The organism is Bacillus sp. PK6-025 (assembly GCF_056530265.1).
Window position 1 is genome coordinate 2,213,235 of the sequence record NZ_CP096509.1, and the last position, 21,709, is coordinate 2,234,943.

15 protein-coding genes are annotated in these 21,709 nt (G+C 46.6%); 10 read left to right on the forward strand and 5 right to left on the reverse strand.

The genetic code is table 11. From position 1 onward, the window contains the following. Window positions 1-148: 148 nt before the first annotated feature. The gene (gene gltC, locus M1D67_RS11315) at window positions 149-1,051 is read left to right on the forward strand and encodes a glutamate biosynthesis transcriptional regulator GltC (protein ID WP_020451722.1); all 903 of its coding nucleotides are present in this window, start codon (window positions 149-151) and stop codon (window positions 1,049-1,051) included. Window positions 1,052-1,208: 157 nt separating this feature from the next. Here the strand turns inward: gltC and M1D67_RS11320 are convergent, their stop codons facing one another. Together M1D67_RS11320 and M1D67_RS11325 are read right to left on the reverse strand one after the other, a co-directional pair. Then, window positions 1,209-1,373, reverse strand: coding sequence for a hypothetical protein (locus M1D67_RS11320; protein ID WP_023855739.1), 165 nt, complete (start codon window positions 1,371-1,373; stop codon window positions 1,209-1,211). Window positions 1,374-1,442: 69 nt separating this feature from the next. Next, a complete protein-coding gene (locus M1D67_RS11325; protein ID WP_079289115.1) occupies window positions 1,443-3,359 on the reverse strand; it encodes a di-heme oxidoredictase family protein in 1,917 nt (638 codons plus the stop codon). 130 nt (window positions 3,360-3,489) lie between these two features. On the opposite strand from M1D67_RS11325, the gene M1D67_RS11330 reads away from it, so the two are divergent. The 5 genes from M1D67_RS11330 to M1D67_RS11350 all read left to right on the forward strand — a co-directional run bounded on the left by M1D67_RS11330 (window position 3,490) and on the right by M1D67_RS11350 (window position 10,672). Then, window positions 3,490-5,064 (forward strand): alkaline phosphatase family protein, encoded by a 1,575-nt coding sequence (locus tag M1D67_RS11330; RefSeq protein WP_026579594.1) that lies wholly within the window; start codon window positions 3,490-3,492, stop codon window positions 5,062-5,064. A gap of 139 nt (window positions 5,065-5,203) precedes the next feature. Beyond that, window positions 5,204-5,677 carry a MarR family winged helix-turn-helix transcriptional regulator gene (locus M1D67_RS11335; protein WP_026579593.1) on the forward strand — a complete coding sequence of 158 codons (474 nt, stop codon included), beginning with the start codon at window positions 5,204-5,206 and terminating at the stop codon, window positions 5,675-5,677. Continuing rightward, window positions 5,674-7,401 (forward strand): ABC transporter ATP-binding protein, encoded by a 1,728-nt coding sequence (locus M1D67_RS11340; protein ID WP_023855736.1) that lies wholly within the window; start codon window positions 5,674-5,676, stop codon window positions 7,399-7,401. The genes M1D67_RS11335 and M1D67_RS11340 overlap by 4 nt, the downstream gene beginning before the upstream one ends. Further along, window positions 7,398-9,221, forward strand: a complete 1,824-nt coding sequence (locus M1D67_RS11345; RefSeq protein ID WP_026579592.1) for an ABC transporter ATP-binding protein — start codon at window positions 7,398-7,400, stop codon at window positions 9,219-9,221. The genes M1D67_RS11340 and M1D67_RS11345 overlap by 4 nt, the downstream gene beginning before the upstream one ends. A gap of 236 nt (window positions 9,222-9,457) precedes the next feature. Further along, the gene (locus M1D67_RS11350; RefSeq protein WP_020451728.1) at window positions 9,458-10,672 is read left to right on the forward strand and encodes a cytochrome P450; all 1,215 of its coding nucleotides are present in this window, start codon (window positions 9,458-9,460) and stop codon (window positions 10,670-10,672) included. A 46-nt stretch (window positions 10,673-10,718) separates the two neighbouring features. Here M1D67_RS11350 and M1D67_RS11355 read toward each other — a convergent pair whose 3' ends face one another. Beyond that, entirely contained in the window at window positions 10,719-11,435 is a 717-nt protein-coding gene (locus M1D67_RS11355; protein ID WP_020451729.1) for a 3-ketoacyl-ACP reductase, read from the reverse strand. Between the two features lie 342 nt (window positions 11,436-11,777). On the opposite strand from M1D67_RS11355, the gene ppsA reads away from it, so the two are divergent. The 3 genes from ppsA to M1D67_RS11370 all read left to right on the forward strand — a co-directional run bounded on the left by ppsA (window position 11,778) and on the right by M1D67_RS11370 (window position 18,421). Further along, a complete protein-coding gene (gene ppsA / locus M1D67_RS11360) occupies window positions 11,778-14,372 on the forward strand; it encodes a phosphoenolpyruvate synthase (protein WP_479831304.1) in 2,595 nt (864 codons plus the stop codon). A gap of 438 nt (window positions 14,373-14,810) precedes the next feature. Further along, window positions 14,811-16,235 (forward strand): MDR family MFS transporter, encoded by a 1,425-nt coding sequence (locus M1D67_RS11365; protein ID WP_026579590.1) that lies wholly within the window; start codon window positions 14,811-14,813, stop codon window positions 16,233-16,235. A gap of 146 nt (window positions 16,236-16,381) precedes the next feature. Then, entirely contained in the window at window positions 16,382-18,421 is a 2,040-nt protein-coding gene (locus M1D67_RS11370) for a molybdopterin-containing oxidoreductase family protein (protein WP_479831305.1), read from the forward strand. Between the two features lie 40 nt (window positions 18,422-18,461). Here M1D67_RS11370 and M1D67_RS11375 read toward each other — a convergent pair whose 3' ends face one another. Then, a complete protein-coding gene (locus M1D67_RS11375; RefSeq protein ID WP_023855731.1) occupies window positions 18,462-18,938 on the reverse strand; it encodes a MarR family winged helix-turn-helix transcriptional regulator in 477 nt (158 codons plus the stop codon). A gap of 201 nt (window positions 18,939-19,139) precedes the next feature. Between M1D67_RS11375 and M1D67_RS11380 the strand changes: the two genes are divergently transcribed. Next, window positions 19,140-20,597 carry an MDR family MFS transporter gene (locus tag M1D67_RS11380; protein WP_051303789.1) on the forward strand — a complete coding sequence of 486 codons (1,458 nt, stop codon included), beginning with the start codon at window positions 19,140-19,142 and terminating at the stop codon, window positions 20,595-20,597. Window positions 20,598-20,601: 4 nt separating this feature from the next. Here M1D67_RS11380 and M1D67_RS11385 read toward each other — a convergent pair whose 3' ends face one another. Next, complete coding sequence (locus tag M1D67_RS11385; RefSeq protein ID WP_411202520.1) at window positions 20,602-21,699, reverse strand: spore germination protein; 1,098 nt, start codon at window positions 21,697-21,699, stop codon at window positions 20,602-20,604. Between the last annotated feature and the right edge of the window lie 10 nt (window positions 21,700-21,709).

Sequence of the window (21,709 nt, forward strand, 5' to 3'; positions counted from 1 at the left end):
TGTTCCTCTCCCCCGTTCATTTTTCCCGTTTGTCCCCGGTCATAAAATCTTACAAACTCTAATCCTATTGTAGGTTTTCAAATCTATACAAACAATATATAATTTAGATTAAAACTATCTCATTTTGAGATGAGCAGGTGAAACAACGATGGAATTACGCCAATTGCATTATTTTATGGAAGTTGCAGAAAGAGAGCACGTATCGGAAGCGGCCATGCACCTTCATGTCGCTCAGTCGGCGATCAGCAGGCAGATCGCCAATCTCGAAGAAGAGCTCGGTGTTGATTTGTTTGAGCGCGAAGGCCGTAATGTGAAGCTGACTCCGATCGGGAGACAGTTTTTAGACCATATTAAAACAGCGATGAAAGCGATCGATTTCGCGAAGGAACAAATCGATGAGTATTTGGACCCGAATCGCGGGACCGTTAAAATCGGTTTCCCGACAAGCCTTGCGGGCCAGTTCCTCCCGACGGTTATTTCCGCTTTTAAAGAGGAGCATCCTCATGTCGCTTTTCTTTTAAGGCAGGGATCTTATAAATTTTTAATCGAAGCGGTGAAAAACAGGGATATCGATTTGGCTTTTCTCGGTCCTGTTCCGTCAAATATCGCTGAGATTAAAGGGGACATTTTGTTTTCGGAAAGCCTTTTGGCACTCGTGCCGATCAATCATCCCCTATCAGGCCAGCAAAGCCTTCATCTCGGCGATCTCAGAAATGATCAGTATGTGCTGTTTCCAGACGGATACATCCTTCGAAAAATGGCTGTTGATGCATGCAAGCAAGTAGGATATACGCCTAAAATTTCCTCAGAGGGCGAAGATTTGGATGCGATCAAAGGGCTGGTTTCTGCTGATATGGGTGTGACGCTTTTGCCGGAAAGCGCCTTTAATGAAACGGCTCCCCGTTTTACAAAGAAGATCCCGATTGATTATCCTCAAGTAAAGCGCACAGTCGGAATCATCACCCCTAAAAACAGGGAGCTTTCCCCTTCTGCAAAAGTCTTTTATCAGTTCGTAAAGAAGTTTTTTTCTCGCCTTCAGCAATACCAATAGCCAGTATGACAACGAATTCAGCCGGGCGCAAAAGCTTGGCTGTTTTCATTTTATCATAAACAATGATTAATGTCTGAATTTTCTGTCCATTTATTCTCTGCGCATCTCTTCTATTGTAAAAAGTACATCTTATATATGTATGTTTATCCCCTTTTTTTTATGCTGATTTTTCATACTGACGCCAGTTTTTTCTGTCTGGAAACGGGCTCGCCTGCACTGGCTGCAGCCTGGAACCGGCCTTTGACTCGTCAAAACCGCTGAAGTGAATGACATATTCCGTCAGCCGGATCGCGCCGTCACAAAGGACCGAAAAGGCGATCATATCGCCGCTCCCGTGATGAAGTTTTAAAAAAAGCCGCCATTCAGGCGGCTTATCGTTTCATTTTATTCCTTACTTTTTCGGCATATCGGCATGGATTAAATAATGAATCAACGCTTTTTGCTCTTGTTCGGAAAAGCCGCTTTTGGCGTCGATCCAGAATTCATGCCCTTTGCCGGTTACCCTGACCGCTTTTAAGTCGGGCGATTCCGAATTGCTTTTGACGACCTGCTGTCTTAAATCTCTGTCGATCATCGCCAGCAAACTGTTATAAGGATCCGCCTGCTTACCTTTTATGACCGTCTTTGGTAAGCCTGTCTCTTTTAATGAGCTTCCCACTGCAACCCCTCCGTCGTGCAAATAAGGAGCGCGCCAGTAAACGCCGATCAGACTCGGCACTTTGTACCCGCCTTTGGAATCTCCCTGCGCCCAGGAAAGCTTGATCTGTTCGGGGTCAAACCCGGCTGTCGGGACTTTCAGGATCTTCGGTTTGCGCGGCAGAGGCACCGGTGTGTCAGGCGAATGAATAAGGCTTTTCCCGAATATGTTTTCCGTTTTCTTAAAAGACCGGGCCCTTGTCGGCTCGGTTCCGATTTTTTCAACCGAGATGACCTTGTTGTTCGTCAAATACCGGCCGGCATGACAGGATATGCAGCCCGCTTGTTCAAAAACACGCCTGCCGCGCCTGACGGTTTGGCTGTCGGTTTTTTGCCGCGGATCAGGAGGTCTAAGTGTATTTTGCCAGGCGGATACAGCGTTGTTTTCTTCATTCACTTTTCGTCCGGGTGAGCTCACAAGTACGCCGTCGGGCGCCGCCAATGTGATGTTAGGATAGTTTGGCGGCTTGACCATTTGGTTGACGCCCGGTACTCCGGGAGTGGGATCGGCTTTTTTGAAAAACGCAGTCGGACTTTCCTTTTTTTTCGGCTGATACCTGTATGTTGAGACGGGAGCCCTTTGCAGGATCGTCCCGATATAAACATCTTCGCTCATGCCGAAAAGCGCCCGGCTTGCCGGGGCTTGCGAGAGGCTGTCCGAATTTTGCGCATGAACATTATTGCTGAACACAGTCAAGCCTTTAAAAGGACCGGCCATTGCCGAACCGCTCCAGCTGTACGGATGGTCGCCCAATGTATAGGCATCCGGAATCTGCGTGGGATTGCTTTTCATATCGATCGTCGAGTCGAAAAAACCTCTCGGCCACTTCAGGAAAATGCGATCGACCGCATCTTCGAGGCGGTCCGGATCGGGAAGGCGTTCTTTTTTGCCGTTTCTGGCAGTGATCACAGGGCTTTTATCATTCATAAATTGTTGAATATTATCAATTTCGGCATGTGTAAAATAAGCCGCTGAATTTGTCGCCAGCGCCAGCATCAGCCCTGTATTTAAATCAGAGTTTGTCACGCCTTCCATCACCTTCATCGTTTTCGGATCGACTGCGGCGTGGCAGGCCGCACAGCTGATGCCGGCTTTGATTTTTCCGTCAGCGTATTTGAAAGGCATGCCGAGCGGTGCGTATGCCCCTTTTGGAACATCAATGCCGGTGTCGATCTTCTCGCCTTTTTTAAAGATTTTCCCGCCGACCTTAACTGTTTCAGCTAATTCGATGCGCAAGTTCGTCGTCCCTTTCCCTTTCAATCCGGCAATGGCTTTCGTCATGTTGGCTGCTGTAATGGGACCGTCAAGGAGTCCGATGATATCTGTCAAAAACACTTCGTTGCCGAAAGTTTCCTTATAAAATGTCTCCCGTCCCAAGTCGAGAAGGCGGTCATCAACCTTTACAGCTCCCTCCTCTGCGGAGGCGGGCTTGTCCGGTGTAAATGCTCCCCATAGATCGTATCCGTGCACTCGTTTTTCTTTTGAGATGACTTTTTCTTTAGGAGGCATATATACATATTCCGGTTCAAGATGTCTGACCGTGATATAGCCAATTACGGCTAAAATCGCGATGATAGCAAATGCGGCTAACCATTTATGCTTTTTCATCATTGACCCTCCTTTCTAATTGAATAGGATTCCCCAGAGCTGCCGTGAATCATTTAGAACGTATTACCAACTATAACTTCCGGCGTCCCATGCCAGAATATGCATATGATGGGATTAAAGGAATGAGGCCATTTTGAAAAAGCTAAGCATTGTTCTTGCCATTTTTATATGTGCGCTAATTTCATTTATTATATGGCTGAATGCCGGGAATGAAAAATTGGGACTCCCGGATGAAGAAGCAGAGGCCGTCAAATCCTCCAAAAAACCGGTCATTGTCCTGATCATCGACTCTTTGATGGATCAGCCTTTGAAAAAAGCGATTCAAGCAGGCCGCGCCCCGGCATTAAAATTCTTTCTTGAAAACGGTCATTATGAACCTGAAGTGGTAAACGCGTATCCGACCATGTCGGTCTCGATTGACAGCACCCTGCTCACCGGAACTTATCCGAATATCCACCGCGTTCCCGGGCTCGTCTGGTATGATCAGGATGAACAGAGAATCGTGAATTACGGGAGCGATAAAAAAGAAATCGCCACACTCGGCATCAAACAAACGATCGAAGACGGGATATTTTCTCTTAATCACCGCCATTTAAGCCGGAAGGTGACAACGGTCCATGATGATTTGCAAGTGCGAGGAAAACAGTCGGCATCCATCAACGGGCTCATATACAGAGGGCCTGACCGCCACGAATTAAATATCCCGCCCCCGCTCAAAAAGCTTAAATTGATGCCTGAACATATGATGGTAAACGGGCCGGCTCTTTTTTCGTTCGGCCGCTTTGCCCAGCTCGATCCCGATAACCCCCACCACCATATTTGGCAAAGTTATGGCGTTAACGACAAGTTCACAGCACAGGAAGTGGCCTATTTAATTAAAAAGAGGAAGCTTCCTGCGCTGACTGTCGCCTACTTGCCCGATTTTGACCATGATGCACACAAAAAAGGCCCGATGGATATGAAAGGCCTCGAAAAAATGGACCAGCAGCTGCAGCGTATATTGAATGCATATGATTCTTGGCGCGATGCGGCCGAAAAAGCGGTATGGGTCGTCATGGGTGATGGCGGGCAGACAGCGATCGGACGCGATAAAGACAAGGCCGCCATCCGGCTTCATTCGCTTTTTAAAGGATACCGGATCGCTAAAATAAACGAAGCCCCCGATCGAAACGCCCAGCTTCTTTTTGCAGTAAACGACAGAATGGCATACATTTATGTCACGGATCGAAACATGCCGCTGCAAGGTGCCGTCAATGAATTGAAAAAAGACGAACGAATCGCTTTCACAGCGTGGAAAAAAAGCGGCTGGATATATGTTGATTCGAAGCGTTCTTTAAAACCGCTTCGGTTTCGTCCAAAAGGCGGCTATCAAGATCCTTACGGGCAGTCATGGACGATCAGCGGAGATTTTTCTTTATTGGACATTAAAGCAGACGGCGTCTCGATCCAATACGGCGATTACCCGGATGCTCTTGCCCGCCTATACAGCGCCATGCATTCGCATCGCGGACAGTTTGTGATCGCCGACGCGAAACCCGGGTTCCAATTTGCCGGCGAAAAGTCTCCCCTCCATTTTGGCGGAGGCGGCCATGGCTCACTTTATAAAACGGATAGCTTGGCTCCGATGATCATCGTCGGTTCGGAAAAAGTTCCGGAACATCTTCGCCACCTTGAAATGAAAGATTTTTTTATGAAGCTCGTACAATGACCCGGTCATGTCATCAATGATCGGGTTTTTTCTTTTTTATAAGTTTCTTCTTTGACAATCTTTTGTTGTTCTATGTATGATAATACCGTGTTTTAGTTTATTTACTTAATTAATTAAAATGGAGAAGCAGGTGCTTTTTATGAAACAAGATAAAGTCAGCCGCAAGACCGTTGTGCAGTTGATCGAAGCTTTCAACCGGCTGCGGTATGCGGAAATGAAGCAGTCTTTTCCTGCGGTTGAATGGAAAAAGACTGAGGCAAAAGCGCTGATGTTTTTAAATGAAGCAAGCGGTGAAGGCAAAATGGCATCCGAAATCAGCCGCGCTCTGCATGTCACCTCCCCTTTCGTCACGCAGATGTTGAACAGAATGGAAAAAAAAGGGCTCGTTTTTCGGCGCATGGATGAGGATGACAGGAGGATCGTCCGGATTTTTTTAACCGATGAAGGAAAAAAAGCGGCGGACGATGCGCTTAAAGGGCTGAACCGGTGGTTCCTGCAGCTCACTCGGTTTCTGGGCGAGGATGAAAGCAGGCAGTTCGCCGATTTGATTCATAAGTTATCCGAGTTTATCGAACACGGAGAAAAAACAAGTGAAAAGAAGGTTGAAAAATGATCTCACTCTTAAAATATTTAAAGCCTTATAAGCTGCAAGTGATTCTTGTCGCTGTTTTTACTTTGCTGAGCAGTGTGCTTGAGCTTTATTTGCCGACGTTAATGGCAGATGTCGTTGATGTCGGAATCGTGAACGGCGACATGCCATTCATATTGAGAACCGGCGGCTGGATGATCGCCTGCTCCCTTCTGGCCATCATCATGACTGTCGGAAAAGCGTTTTTCGCTTCGAAAACAGCCCTCGGCTTTGGAAGGGATATCAGGCGCAAGCTGTTTGTCAAAGTTGAACACTATTCAATGGATGAATTCGGAAAAATCGGTTCTGCTTCTCTCATTACCCGTACCACAAATGATGTCAAGCAAGTCCAGGATGTACTCAACATGATGCTTTCATTGATGACAAGAGCGCCGTTAATGCTGGTCGGCGGTATTGTGCTTGCCGTGTCCAGAGATGCCAAGCTGTCGATTATATTTCTGGCCGCTCTCCCGATCCTTGCGGGGCTGATTTTTCTCATTACAAGAAAAGCTGTTCCCTTATTCGGCGTTCTTCAAAAAAAGACGGATCGTCTCAACCTTGTTCTCAGGGAAGGTTTGACTGGAGTTCGCGTCGTTCGCGCCTTTAACCGAGTTGATCAAGAAAAAGCCCGTTTTCAAAAGGCAAACGAAGAGTTTCGCGATACAGGCATCGCCGTCAACAGAATCATGGCTTTTCTATTTCCTGTCATGATGATTATGATGAATTTCACGAACATCGCGATTATCTGGTTCGGAGGCATCCGCATCGATCAAGGCAGCATGCAGGTCGGGAACTTAATGGCTTTCCTTCAATATGCATCCATGATTCTAATCGCGCTGATCATGCTTGCGATGACATTCGTGATGATCCCAAGGGCTCAGGCATCTGCCGACCGCATTAACGAAGTGCTGTTAACAGTGCCTTCGATTACCGATCCGAAAGAGCCGCAGAAAGACAGCGGCTTGCGCGGTTATGTGGAATTTCAAGATGTGACTTTTCGTTATGCCGGAGCTGAAAAGCCCGTTCTCGAAAATATTACGTTCAAGGCAAAACCGGGTGAAACGACTGCGATCATCGGGAGCACAGGGGCCGGAAAAACGACGATTCTTCAATTGATCCCGAGATTTTTCGATATTGAAAAAGGGTCTGTGCTTGTCAACGGAACAGATGTCAGAAAGATGGCGCAAAAGGAGCTTCGCGCGAAAATCGGCTATGTCCCGCAAAAAGCTTCAATATTCAGCGGGACGATCAAGGACAATATCCGATTTGGCAAAGAAGATGCAACAGATGAAGAAATTTTGGAAGCACTTGAAACGGCACAGGCTGCCGAGTTTGTGGAAGGCAAGGAAAATGGAATTGAATCTGATATCGAGCAGGCCGGAGCCAACCTTTCAGGCGGCCAGAAACAGCGGCTTTCCATCGCCCGGGCATTGGTCAGAAAACCGGAAATTTATTTATTTGACGACAGCTTTTCGGCGCTTGATTACAAAACGGATCAAAAGCTGAGAAAAGCGCTTCAGAAAACCACCGCTGATGCCGCCGTCATTATTGTTGCCCAAAGGGTAAGCACGATTACAGATGCGGACCAAATCATCGTATTAAATGAAGGAAAAATAGCCGGTATCGGCACCCATCAACAATTGCTTGCTGAAAATGGAATTTACCAGGAAATTGTGGCATCACAGCAGGCCGAGGAGGAAAGCGCATGAGCCAACAACAAAAGCATCACGGCTCGATACCAAAAGGAATGCACGAGACAAAACCGAAAGAATTTAAAAAGACCCTCTTGAGATTGGCCCGCTATTTAAAACCGCGGACCTTCCAGCTGGTGCTCGTTGTCTGTGCTGCAATATTGGCGACGTTGTTTAATGTCATCAGTCCAAAACTTCTCGGAGATGCGACCTCTTCCCTTTTCGCAAGCTTTACAGAAGGCACCGGTGTTCAATTCGGCTTTCTCGGCCGGATCACGATGATCCTGGCAGGACTGTATCTGCTTTCTGCTTTCTTTACGTTCTTGCAGCAATACCTGATGGCCGGCGTAGCCCAGAAAACGATATACGAAATGCGCCAGGAAGTGAATGAAAAGCTGACGCGACTCCCTTTAAAGTACTATGACAAGCATTCGCATGGCGATACGCTCAGCCGCGCCGTCAATGATATTGACAATATTAATACGTCACTGCAGCAGGCGCTGACGCAAATGATTACGTCTGTCATTACCATAGTCGGAATCATCGTCATGATGCTCCTGATCAGCCCTGTGCTGACGCTCGTCGTCTTCATCACGGTTCCGCTCAGCATGCTCGCTGTCCGATTTATCGCCTCATTTTCGCAGAAACACTTCGGCACGCAGCAGAAAGAACTCGGCGACATCAACGGACACGTTGAAGAGATGTTTACAGGGCACCAGGAAGTAAAGGCATTCGGTCATGAAGAAAAAGCGATTCAGCAATTCAATGAAGTGAATGAGCGTCTTTACCAGTCAGGCTGGAAAGCGCAGTTTATTTCAGGTCTGATGATGCCGATCATGACATTCATCGGCAACCTCGGCTATGTGTTTGTCAGCATAACCGGCGGTATTTTCGTTCTTAACGGCACCCTCTTAATCGGAGGCGTGCAGGCTTTTATCCAATACACGCAGCAATTTTCCCAGCCGCTCGTTCAAGCTGCCGGAATCGCGAATACAATCCAATCGGCAATCGCATCCGCCGAAAGGGTGTTCAGTCTTTTAGACGAAGACGAGGAAACCGAGGAGACGCCGGCTTCCATCGATACCGGCGCATTAAAAGGCGATGTATCGTTTGAACGTGTCGCCTTCGGCTATGATAAAAACGTTCCGGTCATCCGCGATTTAAGCCTCCATGCCAAAGAAGGCCAGACAATTGCGATCGTCGGACCGACTGGTGCAGGAAAAACGACGATCATCAATTTGCTGATGCGGTTTTATGAATTAAACAAAGGCAGCATCAAGGTCGGCGGCACTGACATCAGCGAACTGTCGCGCGAACAGGCCAGAAGCATGTTTGCGATGGTTTTGCAGGACACATGGCTGTTCAACGGCACCATCCGCGAAAACATCGCCTACGGACGTGATGGCGCAACAGATGAAGACATCATCAGGGCGGCAAAAGCCGCCTATGCCGACGATTTTATCCGTACCTTGCCGGACGGCTATGATACGGTACTGGGCGAAGATGCCCAAAACATCTCGCAAGGGCAGCGGCAGCTCCTCACGATCGCGAGAGCCATTTTAGCCGATCCGAAGATTTTAATATTGGATGAAGCGACTAGCAGTGTCGACACCCGGACGGAAATGAATATTCAAAAAGCGATGAACAAACTGATGGCTAACCGCACGAGTTTTGTCATCGCCCACCGTCTTTCTACCATTAAAGATGCCGACCTGATTCTTGTGATGAAAAACGGAGATATTATTGAAAAAGGCAGCCATGAAGAGCTTCTCCGCGAGAACGGTTTTTACGCCGATTTGTATAACAGCCAGTTCTCCCGGGAAGAAGCCGTAAGCTGAAAGATCGAGGCCGTACCTCATCAGGTGCGGCCTCGTTTTTTTCATCCATCTCTGAGCTGATGTTCCCGGTGTTGTGAGCATACCTCGCCTTTTTTCCTTTTTCAGATCCGATACTTTCGGCCAATTGACAATTTTTTCATGATATGTCCGTTGAAACCGTTGTAAAAATAGTGATAACGTAAAGATTGAACCGGTTCATCATGTATAAACGATTCATGTTAAAGGAGAGAGTTGACGTGGCAAATTCAAATTCACTTCAATCAAGCAAGCACTATGCCAATTGGATTCCGATGAAAGAAATCAGCTCCAGCAATGACCGGCTGTTTCCGTTCCCGATTTATAACCGGATCAGAAAGACATCTCCTGTGCGTTACGATGATGAGCGAAAATGCTGGGATATCTTTTCGTATGAAGACGTTCAATTCGTGTTAAAAAACCCGAAGCTTTTCTCTTCAAAACGCGGCGGTAATATGGAAGGAAAAAGCATATTAACAATGGACCCGCCGAAACACACAAAAATGAGGGCCATCGTTAATAAAGCTTTTACGCCGAAAGCGGTGAAAGAGCTTGAGCCGCATATCGAAGAAGTGACGGCTTTTTTATTTAACGAAGCGAAACAGAAGGATTTGTTTGATGTGGTGGATGACTTGGCTGCTCCCCTTCCCGTCATTATCATTGCTGAACTTTTGGGCGTTCCGGCTGAAGACCGCCTCATGTTTAAACATTATTCAGACATCCTTGTCGCAGGTGCGGAAGACCGCTCGGCTGAAGCCGCTGAACAGATGTACAAACGCCGTGAAGAAGGCAATCGGTTTTTGGCGGATTATTTTAAAAACATTATCAAGCAGCGCAAAAAAGAGCCAAAAGACGACCTGATTTCGCTTTTGCTACGGGCAGAAGTTGACGGCAAGTCGCTGACAGAAGAAGAACTGCTGAATTTTTGCATCATTCTTTTGGTCGCAGGCAACGAAACGACAACTAACCTGATCGCAAACAGCGTCCGCTATCTCACCGAAGACAAAGCCACACAGGAAGCCGTAAGGCAAGATTTGTCCCTCGTTCCTGTTTTTGTTGAAGAAACACTGCGGTATTATCCGCCCGTGCAAGCAATCGGCCGCACGGCGGCTGAAGACCTTGACATCAAAGGCGTGCGGATTGCAAAAGGTTCCACGGTGATCAACTGGGTCGCTTCAGCGAACCGTGACGAACTGAAATTTGACGACCCTGACAGCTTTAAGCTTGATCGTAAATCAAACCCTCATATGAGCTTCGGCTTCGGCATCCACTTTTGTCTCGGTGCTCCCCTTGCCCGGCTTGAAGCGAAAGTCGCACTCGATTACTTGCTGCGGCATGCATCCGTGGAAAAGGACAGCTCAGAGGAGCTTGAAGCGATTCAAAGTCCGTTTGTCTTCGGCGTCCGTCATCTCCCCGTACGCCTTTCGCAAAAATAGCACGAAAAAAGGACAGGCTGTTTCAAGCCTGTCCTTTCCTGATTGTTTAAGGGTTTGTAGACCACATGCCCGCTGATTTAATAAAAATGCGCGGATGCAGTTTAAGTTGGGCAACCATGTATTCCGCCAGATCTTCAGGCTGCATGACGCGTTCCGGATTGCCGTCTGTTAATTTGGAGTCGATTGCCAAGTCCGTCGCAACCGTGCTCGGTGTAAGAGCACTCACGCGGATATTGTGCTTTCTGACTTCCTGCATCAGCGATTCGGTCAGTCCGAGTACCGCGAACTTAGACGCGCTGTAGGCGCTAGTCCCGGCTGCTCCCCTTTGGCCTGCTGTAGAAGAAATATTAATAATATCGCCGGCTTTTCTTTCGATCATTTCAGGCAGAACGGCGCGTGTTACATTATAAACTCCCATCAGATTCACCTGGACAATATTTTCCCACTCCTCGGGGGATTGCTCAAGAAATCCTGCAAACCCGCCGATCCCGGCATTGTTAATGAGAATGTCGATTTGTCCAAGCTCTCCTTTTACGGATTGGACTGCACGTTCTACAGCTGTTAAATCCTTTACGTCAGCTGCGGCTACAGATACTTTTACGCCGAACGCCTTTAATTCCTCTGCTGCTTTTTCAAGATTCGCAGCTGTACGGCCGATAAGGCCGATATGTACGCCTTCTTTTGCAAGGGCAATCGCTGTTGCGCGGCCGATCCCTCTTCCCCCTCCTGTAATCAGAGCGGTTTTGTTTTGTAAAGATTGCATATGAAAAACTTCCTTTCTATATGTATCACACGTTTAAATTATAGGAAAATAAACTACGTTTTTGCAAATATGACGACTTGCGAAGAATAAACCGCCTGCGCAGCTGGCATCTTCCGCGAACCGACCGGATTAAATCGGCCATCGTTATATTCGATTGCATGAAGAAACAAAAAAAGAACCATGGTTTTACCAGGTTCTTTTAATATTGCATAAAAACAGACGCGATGATATAATCAGATCACGCACGTTTAAAATTAAATGTCATAGATACCCCATCTTACATTTTAAGTCTACCATATCAGAAAGCTCTTGTCAAATTTTTTTTCGAAGGAGAGATGCAGAATGAGTCATTTCGTTCTCGGTTTTCATGAAATGGAAAAAACACAGCTTTTGCTTGTCGGGGGAAAAGGGTTAAATTTAGGGGAATTATCAAAAATTCAAGGAATACAAGTACCAGAAGGCTTTTGCGTCACGACAGCAGGATTTCAAAAAGCCGTCAAAGGAAACGAAACGTTCCAAGCGTTGCTGGCTCAACTGGCCATGCTAAAAGTTGAGGATCGGGATCAAATTAGTGACATCAGCAGGAAGATTCGGCAAATCATTATGGAAGCAGAAATTCCTGCTGATGTTGTGAAAGCAGTTGCTCACTATCTCTCTCAATTTGGCGAGAAACATGCTTATGCAGTGCGTTCTAGCGCGACTGCCGAGGATTTGCCGCATGCTTCTTTTGCGGGTCAACAAGATACCTATTTAAATGTTATCGGCAAGGATGCGATCTTGCAGCATATCAGCAAATGCTGGGCTTCCCTGTTTACGGAGCGCGCGGTCATCTACCGTATGCAGAATGGATTCGATCACAGGCAAGTTTATTTATCCGTTATCATTCAAAAGATGGTTTTCCCGCATGCTTCAGGAATTTTATTTACCGCTGATCCGATGACTTCCAACCGGAAACTGCTTTCAATCGATGCCGGTTTTGGACTTGGAGAAGCTCTGGTCTCCGGCTTGGTCTCTGCCGATTATTATAAAGTGCAAAACGGACAAATCGCCGATAAGAGAATAGCGGCCAAGAAATTGGCGATTTATGGACGAGCACAAGGCGGAACAGAGACAAAGCAGATCGATCCTGATCAGCAGATGTCTCAAGCACTCACTGATGGGCAAATTTTACAGCTGGCACGTATCGGAAGACAGATCGAAGCTCATTTCGGCCAGCCGCAAGATATCGAATGGTGTTTGGCTGATGATACATTTTATATTGTTCAGAGCCGGCCGATCACGACTTTATTCCCGATCCCTGAAGCGAATGATCAAGAAAATCACGTCTATCTATCTGTTGGTCATCAGCAAATGATGACTGATCCCATTAAACCGTTGGGATTGTCTTTTTATCTGTTAATTACTCCTGCACCTATGCGTAAAGCCGGCGGGAGATTGTTTGTTGATGTTGCGCCTAGGCTGACGACACGTGCCGGCCGGGAAGCTTTATTAAACACCGTGGGAGCAGATCCGCTTACAAAAGACGCAATCATGACCGTAATCGAGCGAGATTTTATAAAATTGATGCCAAATGATCAAACAGCACCGATTCCGGGCAACGGTCAAACAGATATGCCGGTGCAATTCGAGAACGATCCGACAATCGTTTCTGATTTGATGAAGCGCAATCAAACATCGATCGAAGAGTTAAAGCAAAACATCCAAGCGAAATCGGGATCGGATTTGTTTGATTTTATACTGGAAGATATCCAGCAATTAAAGAAGATCGTATTTGACCCGCAAAGTACGGCTGTGTTTATGGCTGCTATAAATGCGACAACATGGATCAATGAAAACATGAACAAGTGGCTAGGCGAAAAAAACGCCGCTGATACCCTTTCTCAATCTGTACCGGGCAATATTACTTCGGAAATGGGTCTGGAGCTGATGGATGTCGCGGATGTGATTCGCCCTTATCCAGAAGTGATTGATTATTTGCAGCATGCAAAAGAAGATAACTTTCTCGATGAACTGGTTAAGTTTGATGGTGGAAAGGAAATTCAAGACGCTATTTATGATTATCTCAGCAAATACGGAATGCGGTGTCCCGGAGAAATTGATATTACAAGACCTCGCTGGAGTGAAAAACCAATTACACTTGTCCCCATGATTCTTAGTCATATCAAAAACTTCGAGCCTAACGCCGGCAATCGAAAGTTTGAGCAAGGGCGGCGGGCTGCTTTGGAAAAAGAACAAGAGTTAATTGATCGATTGAAGCAATTACCGGATGGTGAACAAAAAGCTAAAGAAACAAAACGAATGATCGATCTCATCCGGAATTTCATCGGCTACCGGGAATATCCAAAATACGGCATAGTCAGTCGCTACTTCGTATATAAGCAGGCATTGCTGAAAGAAGCCGAACAACTCGTACAAGCGGGCGTTATTCATGAAAAAGAAGATATATACTACCTCACTTTTGAAGAGCTTTACGAAGTCGCACGCACAAAAAAAATAGATAACCAGATCATCAGCAAACGGAAAGACGAGTACAAATTATATGAAAAACTAACTCCACCGCGTGTGATCACGTCTGATGGCGAAATCATTACAAGTGCGTACAAACGAGAAAATTTGCCGCCTAATGCGATTGCAGGCCTGCCTGTTTCTTCCGGAGTGATAGAAGGAAGAGCACGTGTCATTTTAAACATGGAAAATGCCGATCTGGAAGATGGAGATATATTAGTCACCTCCTTTACCGACCCAGGCTGGACACCATTATTTGTATCCATAAAAGGCCTGGTCACCGAAGTCGGCGGATTGATGACCCACGGAGCAGTGATCGCACGCGAATATGGCCTGCCGGCAGTCGTCGGAGTGGAGAATGCGACTGGGCTGATAAAAGATGGGCAACAAATTCGCGTGCATGGCACAGAGGGATATATCGAAATATTGTAATGGTGTCTGTTGCCCAAATAAATACGGGAGTCGACAGTGCATTTAAAAGAACTCTTCAGATTTAGTATCTATCAGGGAAAGGATCCGGAGATAAATTTCTTCAGTCAGAACAGCTGCCAGCAATACAGGTAAATTATACCTGTAATAATCGGCTGATTTGACTGAAAAGATGATCTATGTCCTTCCCTCCCTGTCTTTTCATAATCATCCATACGTTAACTTCAAAAGATGAACCTGACAATTTTATTGTAAATATGGGTGAAACCGAGTATACTCATATAGTTGCCAATCATGAAGAAAAACAATGAACGGCGGTGGAGACACGTTATTATATAAGATGAAAAACGAAAGAAACAAATTGGGACTCCGGATATCTGGGAATCCTACATATCATTTGTCGTCATGTTTTTGGGTAAATTGTATTACAGGAGGTTTGATATGGAGAAAAAGTTTAATTCTAAAGCAATATTAGTCACCTTCATGATTGGTGCATTTTTTGCAATATTAAATGAAACGCTGTTGAACATCGCATTAACAGAGCTGATGGAAGTCTTTCACGTTGATGCCCCGACTGTTCAATGGCTGGCAACCGGATTTATGCTTGTCATGGGTGTTTTAATGCCTATTTCCGCTTTACTGATTCAATGGTTCACGACAAGACAGATGTTTATCGGCGTCATGTCGATTTTTTTAGTCGGAACCATCATCGCCGCTTGTGCAGTGAATTTTCCGATGCTCTTGACGGGGCGCATGATTCAGGCGGTCGGTACAGGTCTCTTGATCCCTATTATTATGAACGCGCTCTTGCTCATTTATCGGCCTGAAGTCCGCGGGAAAATCATGGGGACGTTCGGTTTGGTCATCATGTTTGCTCCGGCGATCGGCCCCACTCTTTCGGGCGTCATTGTTGACATCCTCGGCTGGCGCTGGCTGTTTATTATCGTCATCCCTTTTGCAGTATTTTCAATCTTGTTTGCGGTGAAGTATTTGCAAAATGTCGGAGAAGCGACGCGCCCGCGGGCTGATTTTTTATCGATCGTTCTCTCAACCATCGGGATCGGCGGAATCGTATACGGATTCAGCAGTGCCGGAGAGGCTCCGGAAGGGTTTCAGTCCCCTCTGATCATCGGTGTAATCATCGTCAGCCTGATCAGTATCGTGTTGTTCGTGCTTCGTCAGCTGAAGCTTGAACAACCGTTGCTCGATGTACGTGTGTTCGCCTATAAAAATTACACGCGCGGGGTCTGCCTATTTGTGATTGTCATTATGGCGATGTTCGCTTCCGAAATCGTGATGCCGATGTATTTGCAAGGACCGCTTGGTTTTACAGCCAAAGCAGCAGGGCTTTTACTTTTGCCCGGGGCCTTGCTAAACGGTCTCATGTCACCGGCCATGGGCGCTTTATTCGATAAGTTCGGGCCGAGAAAACTCATCATTCCGGGTACGATCGTTCTCGTCGGCGTGATGTTTTTCTTCAGTAGGATCAATCCTTCGGTGCCGGTCTGGGCGTTTATTATTGTGTACATCATCTTGATGCTGTCGATCTCAGCCATCATGATGCCTGCGCAGACGAATGCATTAAACGAATTGCCGAAACATTTATATCCTCATGGAACGGCAATCGCCAACACGCTTCAGCCTGTTGCAGGCGCACTCGGTGTTTCGGTGTTCGTCAGCATCATGAGCCAAGGCCAGAAAAGCTATCTTGCCGGACAAGAAGCCGCAAGCCCACAAATCGTGCATGAAGCGATGACTCACGGTGTTCACCATGCCTACTGGTTTGCGCTTGCTTTATGCTGTATCGCTTTCTTTACCGCTTTATTTATTAAAAAAGCGGTCGCGCCTGATTTTGATAAAGAATAAACAAAAACTTAAAGGATGTCCTTCCAGGGGCATCCTTTTTTATCGTTGTTCTGCCGCGATTCTTTCGGCTCTTATTTTCAGAATTGACGAGATTTTGTGATATAATGCTAGAATCATATTCATTTTATCGGAAAGGAACGGATTCCATGGAGTCATTTGTTGATCAAAAAGACGGGATTTTCAAATCCGTATGTTCGCTCGACTGCCCGGATCAATGCGGGCTGCTCGTTCATAAAAAAGACGGAAAAATCGTTAAAATACAAGGCGACCCGGACCATCCGGTCACACAGGGCAATATTTGCAATAAAGTCCGCAATATGACGGAGCGTATTTATGATCCCAAACGGCTGAAAACTCCGCTGAAACGGACGGGTCCAAAAGGTGACGGGATTTTTGAACCGATCAGCTGGGATGAAGCAATTGAAACGATTCGCTCCCGCTGGCAGTCGCTCATTGAACAGGAAGGCCCCGAAAGCATTCTGCCCTACAGCTTTTACGGCAATATGGGGAATTTGACGGCTGAAGGAATGGACAGGCGCTTTTTTCACCGCCTCGGGTCGAGCCAGCTTGACCGGGCGATTTGCACTCCTGCCGGTTCTGTCGGCTATAAATACACGATGGGCGGAAGCATCGGCACAGACCCTGAAGATACAACGGAAACAAAACTGTTTATCTTTTGGGGAATCAATGCAGTCTCAACCAACATGCATCAAATCACTATTGCTCAAAAAGCCCGGAAAAACGGTGCAAAAATCGTTGTGATCGACGTTCATAAAAATCAGACCGGGCGGATGGCGGATTGGTTTATTCCGATTCGTCCCGGCACGGACAGCGCGCTTGCGCTTGGCATTATGCATGTCTTATTCGAGGAAAATTTGGCTGATGAACCATTTCTGAAAGAATTTACAGTCGGCCATGAAGAGCTCCGTCGCCATGTACTGCAATACGATCCCGCCACTGTAGAGGCAATCACCGGCGTATCCCGGAATGATATTGTCGAGCTCGCCCGCTTGTACGGCCGCACCTCCCCTTCCCTGATCCGGATCGGCAACGGTCTTCAGCATCATGACAATGGAGGAATGATTGTTCGCACCATCGCGTGCCTGCCCGCGATCACGGGCCAATGGACGAAAAAAGGAGGCGGAGCGATCAAAGGCAACACGGCATTTTTGGCCTATAATACAAAAGCTTTGCAGCGTCCCGATTTACTAAAAGGCAGAACGCCGAGAGTCATCAACATGAATCAGCTCGGCAAAGCTCTCCTAGAAACCGAGCCTCCGATCCGTTCGCTGTTTGTGTACAGCAGCAATCCGGCCGTCGTCGCGCCGGAGGCGAACAAAGTCAGGAAAGGGCTTGAGCGCGAAGATTTATTCACGGTTGTTCACGATTTATTCCTGACGGAAACGGCACGGTATGCCGATATCGTCCTACCGGCTTCTTCCGCTTTCGAAAATACGGATTTCTATACATCATATTGGCACCATTATGCGCAAATTCAGCAGCCTGTTATTGAAAAATACGGTGAGAGCAAGTCAAATACAGAAGTATTCAGACTTTTGGCTGAGGCGCTGGGCTTTGATGATGAACCGCTGAAAGATTCCGACGAAGAGATGGTCAGACAGGCGCTTGACTACCCTGATAATCCGTGGCTCGACGGCATTGACTACGACAGCCTGACTGAAAAGCATTTTGTCAAAGCCAATCGGAAAACGATTTTTCCTGATAAACTGCCAACGCCCAGCGGAAAAATTGAATTGTACTCAAAACTGATGGAACAGCACGGCTATCCGGGCCTGCCGACTCATACCCCGCTTGTTGAAACTGACAAGTATCCGTTTTTATTTGTACCCGGACCGAATCATAATTTTTTAAATTCGACCTTTTCAAACAATGAAAAGCATATCAAATTAGAAAAGGAGCCGAAACTTCACTTAAATAGAAAGGATGCCGAAGAAAAAGGCATCGAAAACGGAGATTTGGTGAAGGTTTGGAATGACCGCGGATCATGTATCCTGCCCGCTGCGGTCGGAGAACACGTCCTTCCGGGTGTGGCCGTCAGCCAAGGATTATGGGCGGATGCAGATGGGAAGCATTATCTCGTCAATGCGCTGACGCCTGATCGATTAGCTGATATGGGCGGTGGAGCAACTTTCTTTTCCGGAAGAGTTCAAATTGAAAAAATATGAACGTGTACAAAAGACCGGTTGAAACAAAACCGGTCTTTTGTCACTTTGTCTTCTTTAAAGTTTTGGCATAATCAGCGGCGAACGCCGTGCTGTTTTTCAAAAATTTGATAATGGTTTGCAGTTCCCCCTCTGAATATCGGCTTAAAAATCCGGCAGATTCTTGCGCCAAGTCTTGAAAGATATGAGAGATCTTCTCCATGTTTTCCGGGATCAGCTCGACTAAAAGACGCCTTCTGTCGGACGAATCCCTGATGCGTCTGACATAGCCCGTTTTCTCAAGGCGGTCGATCACGCCTGTGATCGCTCCCGTTGTCAGCCCGCTTTTTGCGGCAAGCTCCCCCGCTGTTACTTTCCCTTCCCGCGCGATAATCTCAAGGCATTTATGATCCGTGGCGTTCAGTCCGATTTTCTCGCCGATCGCCTCGTGCAGAAAAATGGTTGCGGTGCTGTGAAATCTCAACTGCTGTATCAGCTCGTTGAGCAGCCCTTCTCCTTCAATATGATTTGTTCTTGACATCGGTAACACCCTTCTATAAAATCATTATGTCTTAGCAGCTAAGATATTTATTTCCTGATATAAATGATCATAACAGGATGAAGCGTCCATGCCAAACGCTGCTTTAGAACGAATTTATTTAAAGGAGAATAGATTGATTTGTCACAAACTCAAAATCAAAAATTAGGATTTGTTGTAGCAGGGCTTTTGCTTGCTATTTTGATGGCTTCGATGGACAATACCATCGTTGTCACGGCAATGGGAACAATTGTCGGCGATCTTGGCGGACTCGACAGCTTTGTCTGGGTTGTATCTGCCTTTATGGTCGCTGAAATGGCCGGCATGCCGATATTCGGCAAGCTGTCGGATATGTATGGAAGAAAACGTTTTTTTCTTTTTGGCAGCATCGTGTTCATGGCGGGATCAGCATTGTGCGGAACGGCTACAACCATTGAGCAGCTCAGCATTTACCGCGCGATCCAAGGAATTGGCGGAGGCGCGCTCATTCCGATTGCTTTTACCATCATTTTTGATATTTTCCCGCTGGAAAAACGCGGTAAGATCACTGGACTTTTCGGCGCTGTTTTTGGCCTTTCGAGCATTTTCGGACCGCTCATCGGCGCCTATGTCACTGACTACATCAGCTGGCACTGGATTTTTTATATGAATCTGCCGCTCGGTATGGTTTCTTTTGTTTTCATTCTTCTATTTTACAAAGAAACGAAACAGCATGAAAAGCATCGCATTGATTGGCTAGGGGCGATCACGCTCGTAGGAGCGGTCGTCTGCCTCATGTTTGCGTTGGAGCTCGGCGGCGAGAAATACGCCTGGGATTCGAATGTCATCCTTACACTTTTCGGAAGTGCAGCCGTCTTATTGGTTTGCTTCCTCATGATCGAACGTAAGGCCAGTGAACCGATCATTTCGTTTCATATGTTTAAAAACCGGCTGTTTGCCGGCAGCACGCTTGTCGCTTTATTTTACGGCGGGACATTTATTTCAGCTACCATCCAGATTCCGATCTTTGTTCAGGGTGTTTACGGAGATTCTGCGACAAACTCCGGGCTTGTTCTTTTGCCGATGATGCTCGGCTCTGTCGTATCAGCCCAGCTTGGCGGATTCTTAACGACAAAAATGAGCTACCGGAACATTATGCTCATCTCCGGACTGGTTCTCGTCAGCGGGTTTTCTTTATTAAGCACGCTTAACATTGACACTCCGCGTTTATTATTAACCATTTATATGATTGTTGTCGGCTTGGGAGTCGGTTTTTCTTTCTCTGTATTAAGCATGGCGGCTATCCATCATTTCGGCCCGGAACAGCGCGGCTCAGCGACTTCTACGAGCAACTTTATGCGCTCTCTCGGCATGACGATCGGCGCCAGTATGTTCGGCATGATTCAAAAAAACCAATTTTCAGAACAGATGGAAGATATGTTTAAAAGCACAGGCGCTTCAAATCTCGCCTCACCGAATGATGCCAACCAGATTTTGTCTAGTGCCCGGGCATCAATGCCACCGGATATTTTAAATCACATCACCGAGGCGCTGTCACATTCGATTGTTCATACGTTTACTTGGGCAATTTTCCCCGCAGCGGCCGCCTTTTTGCTCGTGTTTTTCATGCCGAATGACAGGGTGAAACCGAGAGCTAAGAAGCAAGTGAACAAAGCGGGCTGAACATCTAGCTTTGCAAAGGTTTCTTTTTCCTCATTTTCGAAATCAATAAAAGCGGAACCGGCACAATGCCGAATAAAACCACCGCAATGTAGCTGATCATGTTGCCGAGAGAAAAAACGCCATCGAGGTTTTTGGGCGTCATCGCGATAACATACATCACCGGAAGCAGACCGAACATAATCGGTCTGCTCTTTTTTTTGAAAATTTGCGACAGCCCCAGCGATGCGGCGTAAAATGAGACGGAAAAAGTCGCAAACAACTGCATAATCCAGATGACAAGGAGCAGCGATTCAAAACGTTCAAATATTAAGCCGGGCATTTCAAAACTGCGGATGAGATCAAGCGTCGGCCATGTCAACGCGGTTACCCCGTCGACTGACAGCCCTCCGATCACGAATACGACCGTCGTTAAGTAAAAGAGTATCGCAATGCCGATTCCCATGACAACGACTTTGACACCATCTTTCGGCTTTTTCATAAACGCCAAAAGAAACATCATTACTTCTGCGCTGATAAATGAAAGCATTGTCGCTTTTGTCCCCTTTAATGCCGGCATGATGCCTTCCCCGAGGACTGGCCGCAGGTTATCCAGTTCGAATATGCCAAAACTCATAAATACGACGGTTAAAAAGAAAAGGATTGTAATCGGAAAAATGATTTCAAATAAACGGGCAAGCGATCCCATACCGTCTTTTATCGAATAAAATCCGACCCACATCATCGACATGACGATCGCCCAAATCGGTGTTTGCTGCAGCAAAAAAAAGGTGATGACTTCTGCCATAATTCTTGCTTCAAAAGCCGCAATCATCACAAAATGCTCAATAAACAGTAGGCTGATCACAATACTGAGCCACTTTCCGACAATGTTTTCCCCATATTGAAAAAATGTTTGCCCGGGATAATCCTGGCTTAATTTTGTCATCACCACTCCGGCTGCCATTGTGATAATTCCGCCTAATAGGACGGAAATCCATACATCCGGCGTACCGGCTTCTTCTGCAGCGGTTCTTGGCAAGGTGAGAATCCCGGCAGCCATAATATAACTGACTAAGACAATAATGGCCTGAGAAGTCGTAATTTTATCTTCGGAACGGATCATTGCGTATTTC